This window comes from Clostridium sp. D33t1_170424_F3 (assembly GCF_015667585.1).
Lineage (GTDB): Bacteria > Bacillota > Clostridia > Oscillospirales > Acutalibacteraceae > Anaeromassilibacillus.
In genome coordinates, this window is the sequence record NZ_JADPEG010000017.1 from 1 (window position 1) to 16487 (window position 16487).

The 16487-nt window shown below is 52.6% G+C and carries 16 protein-coding genes and 1 pseudogene; 15 read left to right on the forward strand and 2 right to left on the reverse strand.

The window, feature by feature from the left end; genetic code table 11:
* Nucleotides 1–802: 802 nt before the first annotated feature.
* Nucleotides 803–1507: a putative ABC transporter permease gene (locus I4V53_RS11255; protein ID WP_502709368.1), complete on the reverse strand. Its 705-nt coding sequence runs from the start codon at nucleotides 1505–1507 to the stop codon at nucleotides 803–805.
* A gap of 339 nt (nucleotides 1508–1846) precedes the next feature.
* On the opposite strand from I4V53_RS11255, the gene I4V53_RS11260 reads away from it, so the two are divergent.
* From I4V53_RS11260 to I4V53_RS11300, 9 genes are all read left to right on the forward strand, one after another.
* Entirely contained in the window at nucleotides 1847–2380 is a 534-nt protein-coding gene (locus I4V53_RS11260; RefSeq protein WP_286167127.1) for a sigma-70 family RNA polymerase sigma factor, read from the forward strand.
* A gap of 101 nt (nucleotides 2381–2481) precedes the next feature.
* A complete protein-coding gene (locus I4V53_RS11265; RefSeq protein ID WP_050697369.1) occupies nucleotides 2482–2757 on the forward strand; it encodes a zinc-ribbon domain containing protein in 276 nt (91 codons plus the stop codon).
* A 176-nt stretch (nucleotides 2758–2933) separates the two neighbouring features.
* Nucleotides 2934–3137: a DUF1858 domain-containing protein gene (locus I4V53_RS11270; RefSeq protein ID WP_195985797.1), complete on the forward strand. Its 204-nt coding sequence runs from the start codon at nucleotides 2934–2936 to the stop codon at nucleotides 3135–3137.
* A 72-nt stretch (nucleotides 3138–3209) separates the two neighbouring features.
* Nucleotides 3210–3917, forward strand: coding sequence for a class I SAM-dependent methyltransferase (locus I4V53_RS11275; protein ID WP_195985798.1), 708 nt, complete (start codon nucleotides 3210–3212; stop codon nucleotides 3915–3917).
* On the forward strand, nucleotides 3914–4684 hold the full coding sequence (locus I4V53_RS11280) for a Nif3-like dinuclear metal center hexameric protein (protein WP_207747900.1): 771 nt from the start codon (nucleotides 3914–3916) through the stop codon (nucleotides 4682–4684). Before I4V53_RS11275 ends, I4V53_RS11280 begins: the two co-directional genes overlap by 4 nt.
* 30 nt (nucleotides 4685–4714) lie before the next feature.
* Nucleotides 4715–6490 (forward strand): Rqc2 family fibronectin-binding protein, encoded by a 1776-nt coding sequence (locus I4V53_RS11285; RefSeq protein ID WP_195985799.1) that lies wholly within the window; start codon nucleotides 4715–4717, stop codon nucleotides 6488–6490.
* Nucleotides 6491–6641: 151 nt separating this feature from the next.
* Nucleotides 6642–8201, forward strand: coding sequence for an O-antigen ligase family protein (locus I4V53_RS11290; protein ID WP_195985800.1), 1560 nt, complete (start codon nucleotides 6642–6644; stop codon nucleotides 8199–8201).
* Nucleotides 8202–8219: 18 nt separating this feature from the next.
* A complete protein-coding gene (locus tag I4V53_RS11295; protein ID WP_195985801.1) occupies nucleotides 8220–9452 on the forward strand; it encodes a glycosyltransferase in 1233 nt (410 codons plus the stop codon).
* A gap of 63 nt (nucleotides 9453–9515) precedes the next feature.
* Entirely contained in the window at nucleotides 9516–10898 is a 1383-nt protein-coding gene (locus tag I4V53_RS11300) for a lipopolysaccharide biosynthesis protein (protein WP_195985802.1), read from the forward strand.
* Nucleotides 10899–10952: 54 nt separating this feature from the next.
* Here the strand turns inward: I4V53_RS11300 and I4V53_RS11305 are convergent, their stop codons facing one another.
* On the reverse strand, nucleotides 10953–11153 hold the full coding sequence (locus tag I4V53_RS11305; RefSeq protein ID WP_195985803.1) for a hypothetical protein: 201 nt from the start codon (nucleotides 11151–11153) through the stop codon (nucleotides 10953–10955).
* Between the two features lie 156 nt (nucleotides 11154–11309).
* On the opposite strand from I4V53_RS11305, the gene I4V53_RS11310 reads away from it, so the two are divergent.
* The 6 genes and pseudogenes from I4V53_RS11310 to I4V53_RS11330 all read left to right on the forward strand — a co-directional run bounded on the left by I4V53_RS11310 (nucleotide 11310) and on the right by I4V53_RS11330 (nucleotide 16475).
* Nucleotides 11310–11645 (forward strand): arsenate reductase family protein, encoded by a 336-nt coding sequence (locus I4V53_RS11310; protein ID WP_195985804.1) that lies wholly within the window; start codon nucleotides 11310–11312, stop codon nucleotides 11643–11645.
* A 5-nt stretch (nucleotides 11646–11650) separates the two neighbouring features.
* Entirely contained in the window at nucleotides 11651–12019 is a 369-nt protein-coding gene (locus I4V53_RS11315; protein ID WP_195985805.1) for an arsenate reductase family protein, read from the forward strand.
* A pseudogene (locus tag I4V53_RS14045) lies at nucleotides 12016–12318 on the forward strand ((deoxy)nucleoside triphosphate pyrophosphohydrolase); the annotation flags it as partial. The gene I4V53_RS11315 and the pseudogene I4V53_RS14045, both read left to right, overlap by 4 nt.
* An 81-nt stretch (nucleotides 12319–12399) precedes the next feature.
* Complete coding sequence (gene gloA2 / locus I4V53_RS14050) at nucleotides 12400–12780, forward strand: SMU1112c/YaeR family gloxylase I-like metalloprotein (protein WP_286167131.1); 381 nt, start codon at nucleotides 12400–12402, stop codon at nucleotides 12778–12780.
* A 45-nt stretch (nucleotides 12781–12825) separates the two neighbouring features.
* Nucleotides 12826–14424 carry a peptide chain release factor 3 gene (locus I4V53_RS11325; RefSeq protein WP_195985807.1) on the forward strand — a complete coding sequence of 533 codons (1599 nt, stop codon included), beginning with the start codon at nucleotides 12826–12828 and terminating at the stop codon, nucleotides 14422–14424.
* 431 nt (nucleotides 14425–14855) lie between these two features.
* Nucleotides 14856–16475: a hypothetical protein gene (locus I4V53_RS11330; RefSeq protein WP_195985808.1), complete on the forward strand. Its 1620-nt coding sequence runs from the start codon at nucleotides 14856–14858 to the stop codon at nucleotides 16473–16475.
* The last annotated feature ends 12 nt before the right edge of the window (nucleotides 16476–16487 follow it).

A 16487-nucleotide genomic window follows, 5' to 3' on the forward strand; every position in this document is an offset into this window, starting at 1 on the left:
GCAACGATTACTACTACAGAGTGTGGGCGACCGGCAAGCCGGGCGAGAGCACGGGCGTGTATACGACTCTGCCGGGCGATGCGGCGCGAAGACATTGTACGGTAACCATCGGCTGAATTCCTGAGCGAATCGGATAACGGCCTGAAGAAAAGAACCGCATTCTCAGTAAAAGCAATGGATACTGTCCCAAAAACGGACAGTGAAAAAGGGGCCTCCTGTTGTAGAATCGAACTACAACAGGAGGCCGCCTTTCATGCCGGGAGCGTATACAAGAACAGAGAATCCATGTTAGGAGGCGTTTGGCTGATAAACAGAGGGAGAATCAAACCGCAAAACAGCAAAAAGCGACAGACTGAAACTTAAGTAAATTAAAAAGCATCATACTTAAGAACAACAAATCATGACGAAAAGGCCGTTCCCCCAAAAGCATAACTGAGTATGTCAAGTTCTAAAATCTTGAATAAATTTGATTGAAAACGGCCTCGCTTCAGCCGAAATCAGGAGCAGGGACGTATCATTCGTCGCGATTCATTGACAAATGCTTTCTGTATTGTCTTCATTTGAAAAAATTCAACATTGCATAGAGGTCTCTGTCAGTGTCCGTATAACGCTGTGGATTGAAATGAGGGCCCTGAAGAAGATCGGAACAAGAATACCGTCAGCGTTTGCGCGGGCACTGTGAATTGAAATCAGCCCGATGGCGTTTACCCCACCTCGTTTGCAGTCAGCATACTCATTAACGCCGCAACATAGAAACCCCCGCTCCACATGTTTTTACACAATAGAGCGGGGATTCCATTATCTATCTGGCCAGCTGCATATTGGGATAGACCTTTTTTAAATAATCGTCTGTATAATGTTCATCCAGAAAAGCGGAAACCGGATTGCCGGCAGGGATCCCCAAATGGCGATTGGTCTGCCGGCGCACAGCTGCGGCGGATATCACGATGTCAAAAATCATAAATACGATCAGCACCCACGCAATTGCTTTTCCCGGCCGGTTTGGAATTTTTTCAATCAGGTTGGTCAGGAAGGGGAGGGTATGCGTCAAAAATATCAGCCCTAAAATACCCCAGCATACGGAATAAAAAACATTGGTCCGCCCGTGGACGTTCAGCGGGGAGTCGCTGTACTCCCAGGAGATAGTGCCGAAAAGTACTTGTTGCAGCAGTGAGCAGACGTACTCAAACGCGCCGCCGATGACCCCGCTTGCGATAAAGATAACAAAACTGCTGGAATGGCGGAACCGGTAGAGCAGCACGGTGAAGATAATGGCACCCATTCCGTATACCGGGCTGAACGGACCGTAAATCAGGCCCTGACGGCTTTCAAAAAATCCCAGCCGCAGGTAACACCACAGCATTTCCACACAATAGCCGACCACGCACCCGATGATAAAAATAAACGCGAGTTTATAGAAATTGAGTCCATGTGCAAAAGAATCTTTGCGGCCTTCCATTTGAGCACGGCCGTGTACTTTTTCTTCATTCGCTCTAAAACGTTTCATGAAGCACCTCTTTCTGCGTCAATCTTCCAAAATCCAATATGAAATCCATCATAGCATAAATGCAATGCGGTTGCAAAGCATGCGAAGAATTAAGTGCAGCGGATCATAAGCAGCTCGGAATTGGCTGTTGGGGAATCGAAAAATGAAAGAACAGGTCGCATTGACGAAATAAAACAAATATATTTTTTTCATATGTAAAATATTTGTTGACTTCACAGAGAGAATGCGGTATGATATAGAAGTCATAAAAAACGTAGGTTTCATGAGGTGTTTGGTTTGGCGGAAGAAATCCATATGCGGTCGTTGGAAGGGTATACGGACGGCCAGCTGGTTTCTCTCATGAAGAACGGAAATTCCGATGCGTTTCTGGAGTTGACAACCCGCTATATGTCTTTAATCAGGGCAAAAGCGGCGCCGTTTCACAGCACGATGCTGGAGGCTGACGATCTGTGTCAGGAGGGTCTGATGGGCCTGCTGGATGCAGCGCGGAGCTATCAGGAAGATGGCGGGGCAAGTTTCCGCACCTATGCGGGGGTTTGTGTTGGCAACCGGATTATTATGGCATACCGGTGGGCTGCCGGGAGAAAGAACCTTCCTTTAAATAACTTCGTATCTCTCAGTGAGAAGGGCGGAGTGGAGGAAATTTCTTTACGGGCGGCGGATAATCCGGAAGAAGAGCTGATGGATCATGAGCGGTTTCAACTGCTCAAGCAGTACATCGGTCGAAACTTATCTAAAATGGAACACCAGGTGCTTATGCTTTATTTGGGCGGTTACAGTTATCATGAGATTGCCGAATCTCTTCACATTACCTCAAAAGCTGCAGATAACGCCCTGCAACGTGTGCGCCGCAAATTGAAAGAACCGTTTTAGTTAGTCCATATGCCCAGCTCAAGAGGAGCGTTGTTCATTACAAAGGCGCGGTGCAAATCCGGCAAGGGCAAATATCTATAATCTGAAGCGAGGTATATCAAATGTACGAAGACAAGACTCTCATCTGCAAAGAATGTGGCGCTGAATTCGTTTTCACCGCTGGCGAACAGGAATTCTATGCTTCCAAGGGATTCGTTAACGAGCCCCAGAGATGCAAATCCTGCCGTGATGCCCGTAAGAATGCTGCTAAACCTGAGCGCGAAATGTACACTGCTACTTGCGCCAGCTGCGGCTGTGAGGCAAAGGTTCCCTTTAAGCCCCGTGAAGACCGTCCTGTATATTGCAGCGAGTGCTTTGCAAAGATGAGGGAAGAATAATATAATTCTTTACGTATGAGACGCAGGTGCTCCGGAGCGATCCGGAGCACCTTTCTTTATATTTATGCGGCATAGAGTCGTTTCATTTGTAAATTTATGTCCGTTCTTCGTATTGCATTCTATCTGGCTGGGTATTATAATAAAAACATCAAATTATGCGGACGGAGGAACTTTTCATGGCTGCAATTACAAAAGAGACGATTATTGGGGATATCCTGGATATGGACAAGACTACGGCTCCTTTCTTTTTGGAAATGGGTATGCACTGCCTGGGATGTCCGGCTTCCCGTGGGGAATCCCTGGAGCAGGCCTGTATGGTGCATGGCGTCAATGTGGACGAAATGCTCCAAAAGCTGAACGCGCATCTGGCCGGCAAATAAATAGATCCTGTGTGCGCCGCCCGTCAACCTATTTGGCGGGCGGCAATTTCATTTTCTGAAGGAGGTACGGCAATGCCGCACCCACTGTTTTCATTAGGTGCCCGTCTGGCGCTCTGTGCTTCCATGGTGCGTCCCGGGATCAGGCTCGCGGATATTGGAACGGATCATGCGTATTTGCCGATCTGGCTGGCAAGACAGGGGATGGTTTCCCGCGCGATAGCGGCGGATGTGCGCCTGGACCCGCTTCGTTCCGCTGAACGCAATATCCGCAAGTACCATGTGGAGGATACGGTTTCCGCGCGGTTATCCGACGGCCTGAGTGTGATATTTCCCCATGAGGCGGACGACGTTGTAATGGCCGGCATGGGCGGAGAGCTGATGGTCCGTCTGATTGAAGCGGCTCCCTGGCTTCAAAATGGAGAAAAGCGATTGATTTTGCAGCCAATGACCTCCGCGGAGGATTTGCGCCGCTATCTTGAGCGGGAGGGATTTGCTGTTTTACAGGAAAAGACGGTTGAAGAGGACGGCCATGTGTACGTGGTGCTGCAGGCCATGTATGATCCGACGCAGGCCGGCGGCGGCCCGCTCTATCCTTATATTGGGAAGCTGCGGGCGGATACAGAAGCGGCGCGTGTCTACATAGCCAAATGTGCCGCGCGGCTGTCCAAAAAGGCGGACGGTATGGCGATTTCCGGCCAGGTACAGGAGGCGGCGCAATTGCGGGACGTTTTGCGCGGGTTGGATGCCTTGCTCGATCAGTCAAAAGGAGGATTACAATGATTACTGTCGGCGATTTTTATGATTTCATAGATGGATTTGCCCCGTTCCACACGGCGATGGGATTTGACAATCCCGGCCTGCTGGTGGGCGGGCGCGGCGCTTCCGTGCGGAAGGTTCTGTTTGCGCTGGATATCACGCCGGAGGTGGTGCATGAAGCGGTTGCGATGGACGCGCAGCTGATCGTCAGCCATCACCCGGTCATTTTTGAACCGCTGAAAAGCCTGGCGTTTGGTTCCGCCCCATATCTGCTGGCACAAAATGGAATTGCGGCGATCTGTGCGCATACCAATTTGGATATGGCACAGGGCGGCGTCAATACCTGCCTGGCAGAGCGGTTGCAGTTGAAAAACGTACGTATGCTGAAGGAATACGAGCACAGCGGCCTTCCGGAGGGGTTAATAGGGGAGACCGACCATCCCTATTCGCCGGAGGAATTCGCGGCATTTGTCAAACAGGCGCTGGGATGCGACGGCTTGAAATATACGGACGGCGGCCGGGAAATCACAGCGGTGGGCCTCTGCGGCGGCTCCGGCGCATATCTGTTTCCGGAGGCGGCGGCAAAGGGCGCGCAGGCGATGGTCACCGCGGATACCAAGCACAACCAGCTTCTGGAGGCAGAGGACATGGGGATGACGATTGTGGACGCGGGGCATTTTTATACGGAGGACGTGGTGATCCAGCCGTTGTTGGAGCGGATGCAGGTGGCTTTCCCGGGTGTGGAAATGATGAAATCCGTGCGGATGCACAGCCCGGCAAGATTCCTGTAACAGCCCGTCCCATACGAAAGGACTGATCAAATGGCTCTGGATGGAGCATTTTTAAGACATATTAAAAAAGAAATCGAAGAGGCGGCGATCGGCGCGCGCGTGGATAAAATTTATCAGCCCAACCGGGAAGAGATGGTTTTCGCACTGCGCACCCGTACCGATTCTTACAAGCTGCTGCTTTCTGCGCGCGCCAACAGTGCCCGCATTCATTTTACCCGCTTTGTACCGGAGAACCCAAAGGTGCCGCCCATGCTCTGCATGCTGCTGCGCAAGCGCCTGTCCGGGGCGAAGCTGGCTGCGGTGCGCCAGCCCGGGCTGGAACGTCTGCTGCTGCTGGATTTTGACGCGGTCAACGAGCTGGGGGACGAGGTGCGCCTCACGCTGGCGGTCGAGATCATGGGCCGCTACAGCAATATCATTCTGGTGGATGAAAACGGAAAGATTGTCGACGCCCTCAAACGCGTCGACGCGGAGATGTCTTCCGAACGGCTGGTGCTGCCGGGTTTAACTTATCTGTTGCCCCCGCCGCAAAACAAGCTCTGTCTGTTAGAGGTGGAGCCGCAGGCGGTTTTGGATCGACTGCGCGCATTGCCTGCCAATACGGCGCTTTCCAAGGCACTGCTTTCCGCCATGCAGGGCGTATCCCCGGTGGTCTGCCGGGAGATTGAGCATGTAACAGGGCGCGGCCTGGACTTGTGTACGCAGGATATGACGGAGGAGCAATGGGACCGGCTGCGCTTCTTTTTAAACCGCATGGCGGAGACTGTCCGGGACAGCGGTGGCACGCCGCATATAGTAACCAGCCTGGAGCACAAACCGATGGATTTTTCCTTTATGAATATCACGCAGTACGGCACCGCAGCGGTCGTCACCAGGCAGGAGAATTTTTCAGAACTGCTTGACGCCTTCTACGCGGGCAGGGACCGGTTGGAACGCATGCGGGCGCGTTCGCAGGATTTGCTGCGCGTACTGTCCAATGCGTCGGACCGCCTGAGCCGGAAAATCAACCTGCAGCGCGCGGAATTGGAGCGCTGTGCAGAACGCGACCATCTGCGCGTCTGCGGCGACCTGATCAGCGCCAGTATGTACCAGATTGAAAAAGGGCAGACCAGTGTAGAGCTGCAAAACTTTTACGATGAAGCCGCCCCGATGCTGAAAATCAACCTGGATCCGGCGCTGACGCCTGCCCAGAACGCGCAGAAATACTACAAAGCGTACCGCAAGGCGCGCACGGCGGAGGAAAAGCTGACGGAGCAGATCCGGCAGGCACAGCAGGAGCTGGAATATCTGGATACCGTATTTGAAGAGCTGAGCCGCGCGTTGGTGGAGCGCGATCTTTCTGAAATCCGCTTGGAGCTGGCGGAACAGGGATATATCCGCGCGCAGAAGGGCAAACAAAAGCCGCCCGCCGCCGCAGCTCCTTTGGAATTCACTTCCAGCGACGGCTTTCGCATTCTGGTAGGCCGCAATAACCGGCAGAACGACCGGCTGACGATGAAGGAAGCCAACAACAACGATCTGTGGCTGCACACCAAAAATATCCCAGGCTCCCATACGATCCTGGTGACGGAGGGGCGCGAGCCAAGCGAAACAGCCATCCGGGAAGCGGCGCTGCTGGCCGCTGCGCACAGCCGGGGCAGGGAGTCTTCCCAGGTCCCGGTGGATTACACACAGGTGCGCCATGTCAGCAAGCCTTCCGGAGCGAAGCCCGGCATGGTGATCTATGTCGATTACAATACCATCTATGTGACGCCGGACCGCGACTTTGTGGAGCATCTGAAGCAGGAAGAGGCCAAACGCCGCTGACGGCGGGGGTTCCTCTATTTGACAGGATTTGCGGGTAGATGCTATAATCACATTTATATCTGCGGCAAAAAAGCGGCGACACTGCGGACTGTTCTGGCGCACAGCGGCGCGGCGGTTTGCGGGAGAACGCATAGGAACTTGGAGGATACTTATGAGCAATCAGAGTGAAAGAACCGGCAACATACTGGAGAAGGCCGCCGATGTGGTTGCCGACCTGATGCAGACCATTTTTTTATTTCTTTTGAAACCCTTTGTGCCGCTTGCACGCAGGATGAGCGATAGGGTAAAGGGTTTTTTAATCAGCGCTTCCTTTTTTATCATGATGGTCATCATATATCTGGAACATACCAATATTACCAGCCTGATTTTGGGGGCGCTGCCCCTGCCGTCCATTGTTAAATACGTCTTTTTTGACCTGGTCTGCTGTGTGCTGATGGCGGTCATTGCGGTGGCGTCCATCCGGGGCCCCTTGCAGAAGAAGCGCTGCAACGCGATGATGACGCTGCTTTGGACGGGTATGTGCGTGTTCTTTTTGGTTTCCGCGATCTATACGTCCCTGGACTGGGCGGCGATCACCATCATCTTTGCGTTTGTGTTTCCCTGTGTTTTCTTTATTTGGAATAACCGGGGGGACTATGGCACGCTGTTTTCCCTGTTTACGCGCGGCGTAGTGGTTTTCAACGTGATTTTCTTTGTAGCAAGCATTTTGCTGAGCCCGATCACGGGCGGCCAGTACCGCGCCATGTTCACAAACTCCAATTCGCTGGGGCAGTATCTGTCCTTCACCATGCCGCTGTTTTTAATCCAGTATACGCTGGCTTGGAAAAAGGACGAGCAACGGACCTTTACCCCGGCGCCGGAGGGTCTGCACATCAAGCATCCGATCAAGACGCTGAATTTCGTGGCGCTTTATCTCCATGAGCGCAGCGAGCGCGTCTGGTCGCTGATCGGTCTGGGCACGGCGGCGGCCTTTGTGCTGTTCAGCCGTTCCCGCACGGCGTTCATCGCTTTTATCGTGTCGTTTGCACTGTGGTTTGTCCTCCATTTCCTGGTGGAGCACGGCAAGGAGGGAGTAAAGGCCGTTGGCAAGATGATCCTCCGCCGGGTTCTGCCCATTGTTCTGGTTGTGGTACTCTGTGTGCCGGTGACGTTTGGCCTGGTTAAATGCGGTACGTTTGCGGTATATGCCTATGCGGCGACCAACAATCTTCTGCCGGATGAATACCAGTATTTAAACCCCTTTTTGAATCGGACCAAGCTGGATGATACAATCAGTGGCTTTGGCGATCGTCTGGATATGGAGGGGAAGGACGCGGACCAGGTGAGCACCCACCGCACCACGATATGGAACGCGTTTTTGAATCGGATTGAGCCGTTTGGTCATGAGCGCGGGAAAATCTATGTGCATGATTATGGGATTGCGGCGACAACGCACAACTGTATCATACAGATTTTGTACGACAGCGGTATCTTTACGGCGCTGTTCTATTTTGCCATCAACGTGGCGGCGGGTTTCCGCGCGCTGCTGTATTTCCTGCGGCGGAGAAAAGGCGACCCGTACGCCATGTTCCCGGTGCTGATGATGCCGGGCTTTTTGGTGACGTCGCTGCTGGCTTCGTCCTACCCGCCGTTCGCTTACGGGGTGGCGCTGGCTTATTGGCTGGTGATGGCGTCTCTGTTTGAAAAGAAGATTGAGAAACTGGAAGGCTGATTGCGACAGGAGCAAGTGATGAAAAAACTGGTTCTGATCACCGATCATTTTCCCTTTACGCGCGGGGAAATGCCCTTTGTCCTGCCGGAACTGGCGGTGACGGCGCAGCGGTTTGACATTACGCTGATCTGTAAAAGCCCGGCGGAAAAGCAGGAATTCACACTGCCGGAGCGCATCCGGGTCCGGCATTACCACCGGGACGCAACGACGGCGGATAAAATCAAAAACCTGTTGGGTTGTCTGTTCGACAGGGAGTATTACCGCAGCGTGTTTGGAAAAAATCATGCGAAGGGAAGCTTCCGCGCGAGGGAAGCCGAGGTGCGGACCTTCCGGTTGGCGGCGCGTCTTTTCCAGCGGTATCTGGAGGACGAGGGCTTTTTTGAGGATGTCGAACATACCATATATTATTCCTATTGGTACAACTACGGCGCGCTGGCGCTTGCATTGGAAAAGAAAAAGCGGCCCGGTATGAAGCTGGTTACCCGCACACATGGATACGACCTGTACCGGGAGCGTTCTCCGGGGGGCGTACAGCCGTACAAGGCGTTCATGGACAGCCAAATGGACGCGGTTTTTTTTGTCGCCCGCAAGGCGCGCGATTACTATCTGGAGCATTTTGCCGGACAGAGCAAAGAGCATTACAAGCTGGCGTATCTCGGCGTACCGGACAACGGCCTCAACCCGCCGGAAGAAGGGGAAGCGCTTAGCCTGTTTTCCTGCTCCAACGTGATTCCGCTCAAGCGAATTCACCTTTTGATTGAAGCGCTGGCGCTGCTGCCGGGCCGGAAGATCCGCTGGGTACATGCGGGCGGCGGTACACAGGAGGAGGAAATGAAATCGCTGGCAGAACAGCGGCTGGGTAAAAACCCGGATATTTCCTATGCCTTTCTGGGTTCGGTGCAGAACCGGGAGATTATCCGCTACTATCAGGAGCACCATGTAGACCTGTTTTTGACGGCCTCCCAGACGGAGGGCGGTTCTCCGGTTTCCATTATGGAGGCGTTTTCCTTCGGTGTGCCCGCGGTGGGAACCAATGTGGGCGGCATTCCGGAGATGATCAACGCGGGAACGGGATTCCTGCTGGGGGAAAATCCTGCCGCCCGGGAGATTGCGAATGCGATCTCCGCATATGCGGACGCTCCCTCGTCCAAAAAGACGGAGCTGCGTTCCAACGCGCGCCAGATGTGGCATGCGTCGTTTTATGATAAAGTCAACCATACAAAGTTTGCAAAGGAATTGGAAAAGCTGTAAATAGTCCGGGGCGTCCCGGATTCAATCCGTATCCTGTTTGGGAACGAAAATACAGGAGGAAACGTGGATAAGTATAAGAAGCTCATATCCAATACCGTGATTTTTGCAATCGGCACCTTCAGTTCCAAGGTGCTGGTTTTCCTGCTGATGCCCTTGTATACCCGTGTTCTGACCAACGCGGAATACGGCGTCACGGACCTGATCATCCAGACCGGTAACCTGCTGCTTCCGCTGGTTTCTTTGGGGATTGTCAACGCGGTGCTTCGGTTTGGTCTGGAAAGGACTTCGCGCAAGAACGACGTATTTACCACCGGCCTGTTGACCATCATGGGTGGATTCCTCATCCTGCTGCTGTTCTGGCCGCTGCTGGACCGGTTGGAATTTATCTCCGGGCACACGGGACTAATTTATATGTTCGTGCTGATGTCCACCCTGCGGTCCCTCTGTTCACAGTTTGTCCGCGCACGGGGACAGGTGCGGCTGTTTGCGGTGGATGGCATTCTCAGCACTGTGACCACTATTCTGTTTAATCTGCTGTTCCTGGTGGCGCTGCAGTGGGGTGTGTTTGGCTATGTGCTGGCCATCGTCTGTTCCGACGCGCTCTCCGTGCTGTTCCTCTCCGTTAACGCAACCCTGTGGAAATATGTGCGGATCCGCAGCGTCCGGTGGCCCACCTCTCTGGCGATGCTGAAATACTCTGTCCCTTTGATTCCCAACACTATGCTTTGGTGGATTACCAATGTATCGGATCGCTATATCGTGTCCTATATGCTGGGCAACGACGCGAACGGCCTTTACGCGGTCGCCTATAAAGTGCCCTCCATTGTAGTGCTGGTGTCCGGTATTTTTATGGACGCATGGCAGATGTCCGCTGTCACAGAAACAAAAGGACGGGAACGGTTTTTCACCAAAGTGTTCCGCTGTTATTGCTCCCTGCTCTTTATCGTGGGTTCGGGTATCATTTTATTCTGCAAGGTAATTACAAAGCTGCTGGTTTCCGACGCGTTCTATTCCTCGTGGCAGTACATCCCGTTTTTGGTGTTGGCGACGGTGTTTACCTGTATTGTCAATTTTCTTGGCAGCATCTATATGGTGGAGAAAAAGAGCATGCTCTCGCTGGCGACGACAACGGTGGGCGCGGCGAGCAATGTGGTACTCAATTTTCTGCTGATCCCGCAATTTGGCGTCAATGGCGCGGCGGTTGCCACCTTTATCAGTTACCTGCTGGTATTTTTAATCCGCGCATGGGATACGCGGCGCTTTGTCAAGCTGCGGTACAGCGGCCTGCGATTGACGGTGAACACCATATTGTTGATTCTGCAGAGTATCGTGATGATCTGGGAGGTTCCCTTCTGGATCGGGATTGAAATTTTCCTGACGGCACTGATGATCGCAGCCAATGCAAATGAAATTTTAATGAATATGAAGAAGCTGTTGCGGCGGTAAAAAACCGGGCATGCGCTTGCATACCCGGTCCGGATGAGAAAAAATACAGAGGAATTACGTGTGCTGCAAGCCGTCCGGATGATTGTTTTCCGGCTGCGGAATGGCGTAGATGTCGGTATACGCTTCCGCCTCAAAATCGTCTTCCGGCGCAAATGGGATCAGGCCGGTGCAGTCCATATTGGAAGCGACGTTGTCGGTGCTGAAGAGAAACTCTTCCTTCGACAGGGGAGGCAGCTGTTTGTTTCTCGGTTCCATTGTTCTCGCTCCTTTCCGCGGTTGAATGTGCATTTGCGTTGTCGGAACGAATTTCAAAAGGACAATTTTTGAAAGGCCTTCCGGCCCCATTAGTTTGTCGCAAACAGCGGAAAAAATACGGTTTTGTGAGGAAGACCGCCGGTCACAGGAGGAAACATGAACATACAAATTTTTGGAAAAGCAAAGTGCTTTGATACGAAAAAGGCGGAGCGTTATTTTAAAGAACGCAAAATCAAATACCAGCTGATCGATTTGCCGCGGTTCGGCATGAGCAAGGGCGAGCTTTCCAGCGTGAAGACGGCGGCGGGCGGGCTGGAGGCGCTGATCGACCCAAAAGCGAAGGACGCCGCGCTGATTCGCTATTTGGCATACGACAGTGCAAAAGAAGAAAAGCTATTGGAAAACCCGGCTTGTTTCCGCACGCCGATCGTTCGGAATGGGCGGCAGGCAACCGTGGGATATTGTCCGGAAATCTGGAAAACATGGGAGTGAAGCAAATGTGCTATCTGTTTATTGAATACCCCAAGTGCACCACCTGTCAGAAAGCTAAAAAATGGCTGGAGGAACATGGCGTGGATTTTGAGGACCGCCATATTGTGGAACAGAATCCGACCGCGGAGGAGCTGGCGGGCTGGCAGGCGCGCAGCGGGCTGGAGTTGAAGCGCTTTTTCAATACCAGCGGGCTGGTGTATAAATCAATGAATTTGAAGGAAAAGCTTCCCACAATGACGGCTGAGGAGCAGTTTGCGCTGTTGGCAACCAACGGCATGCTGGTGAAGCGCCCGCTTCTGATCGGTGAAGACGCCGTTCTGGTGGGATTCCGTCCCGCAGAATGGGCTGAGCGGCTGAGCGGGGCAGCGACATGACGGAGGTATCTGCGGCGATCCTGCGCCAAAACGGAAAGATCCTGATCTGCCAGCGCGGCGAGAGCGGAAATTGTTCCCTGTTATGGGAATTTCCGGGTGGAAAACGCGAAGCAGGAGAGACTATGGAGCAGTGCGTGGTGCGCGAGTGCCGGGAAGAGCTGGGGCTGGAGATCGATTTGCACGGCCTGTATGCAAAGGAATCGTATCGGTATGGGGACGAACCCTTTGCCTTTGCCTTTTATAACGCGGTGATCCGCGCTGGCAGTTTGAAGAAAAATGTGCATCGGGACGTTCGTTGGGTAAAACCGGAGGAACTGCGGGGATACACGTTCTGTCCGGCGGACCAGTCGCTGGTGCAAAGACTCGCTGAGGAAAAGCCTCTGCTGCGCGCAGTGCATCATGTGGCGGTCATTGTTTCGGATTATCAGAAATCCAGGGAATTTTATCTGGAGAAGCTGGGTCTGGAACTGATCCGTGAAAATTACCGGGCCGACCGGGATTCTTATAAGCTGGATCTGAAAATGGGGGACTGCGAACTGGAGCTCTTTTCCTTTCCGGACAGCCCTGCGCGTCCGACCCGTCCGGAGGCCTGCGGCCTGCGCCACCTGGCTTTCCGTGTGGAAAACGTGCGCGCGGCGGCGGCGGAGCTGGAACGCCGGGGCATTGAGGTGGAGCCGGTGCGCGTCGATGAGTATACCGGGCAGGAGTATACGTTCTTTATGGACCCGGATGGGCTTCCCCTGGAACTGAAACCGCTTTGATCCCCGCGTGGGACGACATATATCTGAATTTGTGGAGGAACGGCTTTGGCAAGTTACGTAAAAGAAATTGAAAAAAGAAGGACGTTTGCGATCATCTCCCACCCGGACGCCGGTAAAACGACGTTGACGGAAAAATTTCTGCTGTACGGTGGGGCGATCACCCTGGCCGGCGCGGTAAAAGGCAAAAAGGCGGCGCGGCATGCGGTTTCCGACTGGATGGAAATCGAAAAACAGAGGGGAATTTCCGTCACCTCGTCCGTCATGCAGTTCAATTACGACGGCTACTGCATCAATATTCTGGATACGCCCGGTCACCAGGACTTCTCCGAGGACACGTATCGCACCCTGATGGCGGCCGATTCCGCCGTGATGGTCATCGATGCGGCAAAGGGCGTGGAGCCGCAGACGCGCAAGCTGTTTAAGGTCTGCCTGCTGCGGGATATTCCAATCTTTACGTTTATCAATAAGATGGACCGCGAGGCGCGCAATCCCTACGACCTGCTGGATGAAATCGAATACGAGCTGGGGATTAAGACCTATCCGATGAACTGGCCCATCGGATGTGGCAAGGAGTTCAAAGGTGTTTACGACCGCAACAAAAAGGAGATCATCGCCTTCCGCGCCAACGACGAGATGGCAAACGGACAGCGTCAGGTGACGGCGATTGAGGCCGACCTGAGCGACCCCAACCTGGCGGAGCTGATCGGCGAGGATCACCGTCAGACGCTGGTGGACGATGTGGAGCTGCTGGACGGCGCCGGCGGCGAGTTCGACCTGGAAGCGGTCCGGCATGGAAAGCTTTCACCGGTATTTTTTGGTTCCGCTCTGACGAATTTTGGTGTGGAGCCATTCCTGGAAGAGTTCCTTCGCATGACCACTCCTCCGCTGCCCAGAAAGTCCGACATTGGCGAAATCGATCCGTTTGACGACGACTTTTCTGCGTTTGTCTTTAAAATTCAGGCCAATATGAATAAGGCGCACCGGGACAGAATTGCTTTTATGCGGATTTGCTCCGGAAAATTTGAAAAGGGTACGGAAGTCCTGCATGTACAGGGCGGCAAGCGGCTCAAGCTGTCCCAGCCGCAGCAGCTGATGGCCCAGGATCGTGAGATCGTGGAAGAAGCCTACGCCGGAGATATCATCGGCGTGTTTGACCCGGGTATTTTCTCCATCGGCGATACCATCAGCATGCCGGCGAAGAAGTTCCAGTTTGAGGGTATTCCCACCTTTGCGCCGGAGCACTTTGCCCTGGTCCGGCAGATGGATACCATGAAGCGCAAACAGTTTGTAAAGGGAATTTCACAGATTGCACAGGAGGGCGCCATTCAGATATTCCAGGAGCTGGGCGGCGGTATGGAGGAAGTCATCGTTGGAGTAGTAGGTACGCTGCAATTTGAGGTGCTGGAATATCGACTGAAGAACGAATATAATGTCGACATCCGTCTGGAGACGCTTCCATATGAGCACATCCGGTGGATTGAAGACGAAGAGCTTGATCCCAAAACTTTAAATCTGACATCAGATACAAAGCGGATTCAGGATTTGAAGGGAAGGCCTTTGTTAATCTTCGCCAACAGCTGGAGTATCAACTGGGCACTGGAACACAATGAAGGCTTACAGCTGTCAGAGTTTGGCAGAACGTAATGAAAAACCATGCATTCTGAAATAGGATGCATGGTTTTTTTATGCCGTTTTTCAGCGTGCAATTTCCGATCGGAAGCAAATTTGGTTAAATAAGATACTGTATTTGGTATAACTTACCTGTCACTTTACCTGTCACACCTTGAAATTCCCGATTTTTAGAATTATACTTACATTAATTCCTAAATCAGTCACAGAAAAAAAGGAAGGTCACGGAATCATTCGTTTTTTAATGCGAAATAGAGATGAAAAATATTGTATATTTGCTTAAATGCAGTTTATAAATACCATATAATGGTATAATATTTACCATCAGGTAGTGTATGCTGTGCTTTAGGCATTGTGTCCCAATAGCGGCTATGCGGCTGGCATTTATTTTTATCTGCCAGAAGACCTGTGTTTCATTGCAAAAATGATGCAGGGAGGGGTATGCATTGAAAAAACGAGCGTTTTTCGTTTTTCTTTCGCTTACGATTCTATTCAGCGCGATATCTGCCTATCTGACACAGGCGGCAGCGGAACAGTTTTTGAGCGCAGGTTCGTGGCTGATGGATAAAGATGGAAACCTGGAACAGCAGGACGGGTATTATGTCTATACGATTAAGGAAGGCGATATCAAGGACGGCGTTGCGCAGGTTCGCTTTGATCCGGTTGCCTCTCCGGAGGTTCTGATTGAAGATCGTTTTCATCCGGGGACAAATACGGAAGTGAAAGTCAAGCTGGTAAATGGTACCGATAAAAAGCTCACACTGTTGCCGTCCGATTATACCTTTACGACGGTAAACGCCTACCAGGTGGGCGGGCCGATCCCCGTTACGATCGATCAATACACGGGCTTTAAAACCGTGGAGTACGGAGAAAATCGTAAGGTTCAATTGCAGTATGGTACGGCTTTTCAATCCAATCCAAATTCCTTCCCTGTGAAGGGCTTTGACGATACCTATATTCGTTTCAATCTGGCGCCGGTCCGGACAAGCAATATGCCGATGGCGCGTCTGTTTGACAAAAAAGATCCATACGACGTCACACTGACGGAAGCCGTTCAGGCAGAGGAAAAGATTAAAGGCGCGTTTTCATTCCTTGACGCAAAGGGACAGCAGCGAAATATCCCGGCGGACGTGGACAGAACGTATGCAGATTACATAAAACTTTACTATCGTGTAGATTCTCTGGATGCTTTAACAGATTCGCAGAAGGAGGATGTGCTCGGCGGGGAGATGGAATTCAAGAGCTACTCCGCCGATGAGACAGAAACCTTCCAGCCGGATACGGCAGACCAGAAGTTTGACCAATTCAAATTGTTTGGAATCATAAAGCCCGGCAACCATTATCAGATGCTGGAGACAGACCCGGAACTCCTGCAAATGGGGTACCGGTATCTCTACGGCAATTGTATGCGCTTTACCTTTGACGATGAAACAGCGCCGATCGATGGGATCGCCGTCAGCGCCAAGGGGATGAGTATTGCGGACTTCATGGAAAAGGATCCGGATTCCGCGGCGACAAAGAGCGCGAAAACCATTCTTTCCGGTAAGGAACTCGTTCCGTCCGGTTCTTTAGCGTTTGACCACATGGCGTTCAGTTATCAGGCGCCTAACGCCTTTAACTGGCTGCCGCATTGTGTTGATTTTAATTTAACCCTCTCTTTTAAAGTGGAAGACGGCAGTTCTTCCTCCAGCTCCTCTTCCTCCGGCGGCGGAAGCCATAGCAGCGGCGGTGGTGGCGGGCACGATTCGGGGCGGTCAAGCTCTACCCCGGAAAGCTCCAGTTCTTCCTCCGAGCCCGGCATCGTTCCTCCAGGCGGGACCTCCGGTCAGACCGGTGGGACTGTTGATCCGACAGTGTCCACAGATGTGGCAGTTCCGGTGGGAGAAAACGAGCAGGGCGCGCAGACCGGAAGTGATGGGGCAGACCAGTCCGGAAGAACGCCCAAAACGGGAGACTATACGATTCCCATGCTTTGTGTGTCCGCTTTCCTTGCGGTTGGGTCCGGAATCCTTTGTCTGCTTTGCAGGGATAAAAAGCAGAACAAAGGTAAGTATGCGCAGAAGTGAGGAAGGAGGGGA